The sequence below is a fragment of the Dethiosulfatibacter sp. genome (assembly GCF_983023055.1).
Genome location: NZ_CEZJXU010000025.1, coordinates 3317 through 9866, shown reverse-complemented (window position 1 = coordinate 9866; position 6550 = coordinate 3317). Strand labels below are relative to the sequence as shown.

Sequence of the window (6550 nt, the reverse complement as noted above, 5' to 3'; positions counted from 1 at the left end):
ACGGTATACATTCGCCAATAGGTCTTGCACTGGGAGGAAATTCGCCTGAAGATATAGCAGTAAGCATTATGGCTGAAATCATCATGATAAAAAATGATGGACAAGGCATTACCATGAAGGACAAGAAATGAAGAAGAGTATTTTAATTAAATTGGCTATGGTAGCTATTGCAATGATATTGACTACATCATGTGCAAAGGATGAAAAAGTATTGGTTTTTGCAGCGGCTTCACTCACTGAAAGCATGGGTGAAATAAATACTGTTCTGAATGATGGAATGACACTAAATTTGGACAGTTCCACAAGACTGAGGATACAGATTGAAAATGGAGCTGAGGCAGATATATACCTGTCAGCAAATGAGAAGAACTACAATATTATCAATGAAGCAGGAATGGTTGAAAAAGGAATAGGAATACTTGAAAACAAGATGGTTTTAATTACACCCAGAGACAATAATAAAGTTTCATCTCTTGATGACCTTATGGGAGATGTTAGCATAGTATTGGCAGCAGAAGAAGTGCCTGCAGGTAAATATGCTAGAAATATACTTGCAGCCTATGAAGAGTCTGGGGTAGATGGTTTTTCCGAAAGTGTAATTGACAATGTTGTGTCCAATGAACCTAATGTAAAGCAGGTAGTATCCAAAATCGTACTGGGAGAGGCTGATGCTGGTCTTGTATATGTAACGGATGTTACAGAAATTACAAAAAACAAGGTCAATATGTATGCAATAGACGATGCATATAACAAGAAAGCAACCTACTGGATAGCACTGCTTAAGGATTCAAAGAACAAGAATGCTGAAGCAATGTATGATGAAATTCTGAATGGTGAAGATGTGAAGGCTGTTTTTGAGAAGTATGGATTCAAGGTTGTGTATTAAGGATTTGAAAACTGTAAATAAACATGTACAAATATGTTAAATAAAATGAAAATGACTTTATTGTATGGACAATGCAATTCTTTGGTAGTAGAATTATTGTATAATAATTAATAAATTAAAATCACAGGAGGATAGCATGTCTAACTACAACAACCTAATTTTTGAAAAACAGGATAATATAGGAGTATTGAAAATCAACAGGCCAAAGGCAATGAACGCCCTTAATACAGAGACAATTTGCGAGTTTTCACAGATTATTGATGAAATAAATCTTGATCAGGACATAAAGGTTTTGGTTGTTACAGGAGAAGGAAAGGCTTTTGTTGCAGGAGCTGACATTGTTGAAATGAAGGACAAGACTTCAGAAGAGGCAAGGGTATTTGCAGAATTGGGTATGAGATTATTCAGGAAGATAGAGCTTATGGAAAAACCTGTAATAGCAGCTGTAAATGGATTTGCCCTGGGTGGAGGCTGTGAACTGTCAATGTCATGCGACATAAGACTTGCAGGGGAAAAAGCGAAATTTGGACAGCCTGAAGTGGGTCTAGGCATAACACCAGGATTTGGAGGAACTCAGAGGATGTCAAGACTAGTTGGCTTGGCAAAAGCTAAGGAACTTATTTTTACGGCTAAGATGATAAATGCAGCAGAAGCTGAGAAAATAGGTCTTGTAAACTCTGTAGTACCACAGGAAGAGCTTATGGACAAGGTTATGGAAATGGCAAAACAGATTGCACAAAACAGCCCAATGGCAGTTAAATATGCAAAGAGTGCCATAAACAGAGGATATGAAACCGACATTGAAACAGCTATGTATATAGAAAAGGATATCTTTGGTCTTTGCTTTGCATCCGAAGAGCAAACTGAAGGAATGACTGCTTTTATAGAAAAGAGAAAGCCTAAGTTTTAAGGATTGTTAATTGAACCCGGATATTCCATATAAAAATGGAATATCCGGGTTTTTATTTAAAAGTTTTCATGCTGTAGCGTTTTGGTGATTCACCCATTTGTTTATTGAATTTTTTAGTAAAATAACTTTGATCGCTGAATCCTGTTGCTGTTGCTACTTCCGATATGGTCATATTGGAGTTTCTGATTAATTCTAGACTTTTTTCTATCCTGACCTTGTTCAAAAAATCAGAAAATGACATATCAAGTTCCTTTTTAAACAGTCTTGATAGAGATGAAACACTTACATTGAAATGACTGGCAAGGTCTTGTAGTGTGATTTTAGTAGTATATTTTTCACCTATAATCTGAACAACTTCAGATATGGTATCTGATTTTCCTGAATACATGGATTTGAAGATATTTTCACAGAAAGAGTCTGTCATTTCAACTGTGCAGGATGTCATTTCCTTTATATTGCTGACTTTGTTCAGACTTTCTATGAAATTGAAGTTAAGATCGAATAGGCGGTCTATGGATAATCCCTTTTTAAGGGCGGTCATTGAAAGAAGAAGGTAAAGTTCAAATACTTTTACCTTCATTATTTCAAAGCTTCCGGCATAAATCATAAGAATTTCATTGATAAATTTGTATAAAAGAAGGTTGGTACCGTAAGTATCTCCTTTTTGTATCATCTCAACCAGTTCTTCTTTGATATTTTTTATTTCTGTGAAGTCTGATTTATTTTGTTTGATTTCTTGGATTTTCCTTCCAGTACTATTTTGAATTTTTTGTTTGTTGTTCATTAATATATAATCTTCAATATTGCTGTATAGACTGAGTATGTTGTTGTATAGAAGAAGTGCCAGTTTATTTATCTTGTCAGGTGAAAAAATTTTCATTTCTCTTACGAAAATGGAAATTGGCATATACATTGATGAGTCGATATTGTTAAGTTTGATTGCATTGGTTATGTTTTTTTCAGTAATTAATCCCATGGCTATTGGTCCTGCAACTACTGAACCTTTAAATTCTTTGTTGCTGATGAGGGCAACAACGATATTCAGAAGTCCCGAAGGACACAGGAATATATAAGGCTCTCCCAGTTTAAATGAAGTTTTTGATGAAAAGGAAAGGCTTTTCCTGCAGATACCATCTTCGTTGTATATATTGAAAAATTTACAGAATTTTTTATCTGCCATGCTTTCCGCAACTAGATTCATTTCCTTGTCAAATACTGTTATGGGAATATCGGTGCATATGCTGTATGCGTCTATAACTTTGTTAAGTTTTTTTATATCAATTCCGGGTATAATCATTATTAACCTTCTATTATTAATTAGTATTATATAAAATATATTGATTTTTGGTAAAAATTGCAAGGAATAATATTTAAGCATGATGTCATAGTTAGCTTGACAACTGTTGATACTAGCTCTTGAAGAATCATGACTCCGACATAATTATTACAATTTATGTAATAATTTTACCAAAAAAACGTTTACATTGCAATCATGAAATAATTAAAAGATGAATTTATTGAAATAAAGTGCTAGGATATACAAATTTTGGGGAAAAATCATATAAATATAGTATAATGTTAATATATAATAATAAACAGATAGAGTGGTTGTGAAATTACTGACATATCTAGTTGGCGGGGTAAAATATGAACTTGTTTAATGAAGTGGCGAAGAGTATTTTAGATGGAGATTCAGCAAAATCGGTAGATTTATGCCTGCAGCTTCTTGACATGGGTTATGATGCAAATGAAATCATTGATGAAGGGCTAACACAGGGCATGAATATGCTTAGTGATCTCTTTGAGAAGGAAGAGAAATTTGTACCACAGATACTCATGTCTGCAAGAGCAATGAATTCATGCTTAGAGGTTCTGGAGCCCCATTTATGTGGAAAATCAATTCCATTAAATGGGACAATAGTCATAGGAACCGTAGAGGGAGACATACATAATATTGGCAAGGGACTAGTTGCGCTTATGTTCCAGGCTGGATGCTTCAAGGTTGTAGATCTAGGAACTAATGTCACCAAAGAAGAGTTTATTAATGCCATCAGGGAAAACGATGCTTCCATTGTTGCTTTGTCTGCAATGCTTACAACTGCCATGAATAATATGAAGGATATAGTCAAGGAGATAAACAAGATGGAATTTGATAATCCCTTATATGTTATGGTTGGAGGAGCACCTATCACCGAACGATATGCCAAGGAAATCGATGCAGTATTTGCAGAAGATGCAATAGATGCAAGAGACAAGGCTATCAAATTACTGAGAAATAGAAGAATTTAAATACATTAACTAGTAGTGTATTTGTGCAAATCAAGAGAGGGTTGATTTGCATTAAGATGCTATAAGTGACTAACGATTGCAAGAAAATAGTAAACGTTTGTTTATTACTCAAATCTGTTCCACACAAGTATATGTAGTTATTAAAGGTTTGTTAATGATTTAAATTCTTTTATTATAAAATTATTAATATATTTAGGAGGAAGTTGAATGTCAATACTTAATGAGATTTCAGAATTAGTTATAGAAGGAAATATAGAAGGAACAAAAGCAAAGGTAGAGCTTGCAGTAGAACAGGGTATAGGTGCAGTTACAATATTGGATGAGGGACTTATGCCAGGGATCAATGAAATTGGTGAAAGATTCGCAAAATTCGAGATATTTGTACCAAATGTTCTAATGTCAGCAAAGGCAATGAATATCAGTGTTGAGGTTATCCAGCCGCTGCTCACAGCTAGTGGTGCTAAGCCTATTGGAACAGCTGTTATTGGAACAGTAAAGGGAGATCTGCATGATATAGGCAAGAATCTTGTAGCACTTATGATGAAGAGTTCCGGACTAGAAGTAATAGATCTTGGAAGTGATATTGGAGCAGATAAGTATATAGAAGCAATCGAAAAGTATGAGCCTGATGTAATAGGTCTTTCTGCTCTTCTTACTACTACAATGAACGAGCAGGGAAGAATAATCAAGGCTATTGAAGAAAAAGGTCTTAGAGATAAAATCAAGATAATGGTAGGCGGAGCTCCTGTAACACAGGCATGGGCTGATAAGATAGGTGCGGACGCTTTCACGGCAGATGCTGCAGATGCTGCAAGATGGGCTAAGAATTACGTAGTAAATAAGTAAATCATATATAAATACAGGAGGTAGTTATGAAAAGTAGAATTAAATATGATGTAATGACTAAAGATGAGCTTAACCACATGAAGAGCAGGATGGAAGAGCTTTTGATTAAAAGAGGAATTCATCTTGACCATGATGAAATGCTTACGGAACTTTCTGAGCTTGGCTGTATTGTCGATATGGAAACGAAACAGCTTAAGTTTACAAAAGAGCTTATTGACAAGGCTGTTGCTTCAGTTCCAAAGGAGTTTACACTTTATTCACCATCAGGAAAAAGGGACCTTAAATTCCCTCATCCAGAAGGAAAATTTTATGTAAGAACAAACACGGGTGCACCAAACTACATGACTGTAGATGGAGAAACTCACTTTACAAAGATATCAGAGGTTAATGAGTGGTACCATATAGCAAACCAAATGGAAAATGTTGACTATTTTACTCTTCCATCGACTTCAGGAGAGGAAGTTCCCGGAGATGCAGTAGATGTATATACTCTTGAAAGAGCATTAAATCTTGCTGAAAAACATATATGGTTACAACCTTATGAAGGTGAAAATGTTAAATATCTTATTGATATGGCAGCAGCGTCTGTAGGTGGACTAGATAAGTTAAGAGAAAGACCTATAGTAAGTTTCATTGCATGTTCGGTTTCATGCTTGAACTATAAGCGCATGGATGCTGAGATACTTTACAGATGTGCGAAGGCAGGTCTTCCAGTTCAGCCTTGTTCATTGCCAACTGCAGGAGCAAATACGCCTGTAACAGCTCAAGGTACAGCATTTATGGCTGCATCAGAAGTATTTGCAATGATTGTTATGCTTCAGCTTTTATCACCTGGATTACCTGTAATTGCCACTACACTTTTGTTCTCAATGGATATGATGACTACCTATACGCTTCAGTCAAATACTGAGATTACTATGGCAAGACTTGTTTGTATGCAGCTTTTCGAGCAGGGATACAATATAAGGGCTCATTCCTATGGTACAGGAACAGACAGCCTTTGTATCGATGAGCAGAATATGATTGAAAGAACGTCACTTATTCATTCAATGGCAATGTCTGATGCTTCTGTACTTGGTGGAGCTGGACAGCTTGAAACTGCAAAAACAATAAGCCCGATACAGCTTATTATTGATAATGAAATATTTGGTATTGCTCAAAGACTTAGAGCTGGCCTCGAAATCAATGATGATTATTTGGGTTGGAATGAAATCATGGATGGAGTAGATACAAATCCTGGGTTCATAATGAGTAATCATACTATGAAACATTTTGAAGAGTCTCACCGACCTGATATGTTCAACAGAGGCGGACTTTCAAAGTGGGAAGAAAATGGAAGCAAGACTCTTCAGGAATCTGCAGTAGAAAAATATCACAAATTAATTAAAAACCCTGCAACTTATTCACTTGATCCTGAAAAATCAGCTGCAGTGAAAGAAGTTCTTAAAAAGGCTCATAAAGCTTTAGTAAAGGAACAATAGAATTATAAAAAACAAACAATAAAGGGAAGTGCATTGCAGAACAGTTAGCGCTTCCTTTTAATTTTGCATAATGCATTTATAAAATAAATTCAATATGATTGTAAAACGTTTTCATAGCAAAATATGTAATGATTCAGT

Annotated in this window: 7 protein-coding genes; 6 read left to right on the top strand and 1 reads right to left on the bottom strand. The window is 35.3% G+C overall.

The window, feature by feature from the left end; all coding sequences use genetic code 11:
* The first annotated feature begins 5 nt into the window (after positions 1-5).
* The 3 genes from AC3AX0_RS02170 (at position 6) to AC3AX0_RS02160 (ending at position 1796) form a co-directional block, all read left to right on the top strand.
* On the top strand, positions 6-131 hold the full coding sequence (locus AC3AX0_RS02170) for an XdhC family protein (protein ID WP_487548664.1): 126 nt from the start codon (positions 6-8) through the stop codon (positions 129-131).
* The gene (modA, locus tag AC3AX0_RS02165) at positions 128-886 is read left to right on the top strand and encodes a molybdate ABC transporter substrate-binding protein (protein WP_487548660.1); all 759 of its coding nucleotides are present in this window, start codon (positions 128-130) and stop codon (positions 884-886) included. Before AC3AX0_RS02170 ends, modA begins: the two co-directional genes overlap by 4 nt.
* Before the next feature lie 136 nt (positions 887-1022).
* Positions 1023-1796 (top strand): short-chain-enoyl-CoA hydratase, encoded by a 774-nt coding sequence (locus tag AC3AX0_RS02160; RefSeq protein WP_487548659.1) that lies wholly within the window; start codon positions 1023-1025, stop codon positions 1794-1796.
* A 52-nt stretch (positions 1797-1848) separates the two neighbouring features.
* Here the strand turns inward: AC3AX0_RS02160 and AC3AX0_RS02155 are convergent, their stop codons facing one another.
* Positions 1849-3093 carry a helix-turn-helix domain-containing protein gene (locus AC3AX0_RS02155; protein ID WP_487548658.1) on the bottom strand — a complete coding sequence of 415 codons (1245 nt, stop codon included), beginning with the start codon at positions 3091-3093 and terminating at the stop codon, positions 1849-1851.
* Between the two features lie 350 nt (positions 3094-3443).
* On the opposite strand from AC3AX0_RS02155, the gene AC3AX0_RS02150 reads away from it, so the two are divergent.
* From AC3AX0_RS02150 to AC3AX0_RS02140, 3 genes are all read left to right on the top strand, one after another.
* On the top strand, positions 3444-4085 hold the full coding sequence (locus AC3AX0_RS02150) for a cobalamin B12-binding domain-containing protein (RefSeq protein ID WP_487548657.1): 642 nt from the start codon (positions 3444-3446) through the stop codon (positions 4083-4085).
* Positions 4086-4292: 207 nt separating this feature from the next.
* Positions 4293-4931, top strand: coding sequence for a corrinoid protein (locus AC3AX0_RS02145; protein WP_487548656.1), 639 nt, complete (start codon positions 4293-4295; stop codon positions 4929-4931).
* Positions 4932-4957: 26 nt separating this feature from the next.
* Complete coding sequence (locus AC3AX0_RS02140; RefSeq protein ID WP_487548655.1) at positions 4958-6412, top strand: trimethylamine methyltransferase family protein; 1455 nt, start codon at positions 4958-4960, stop codon at positions 6410-6412.
* Positions 6413-6550: the final 138 nt, after the last annotated feature.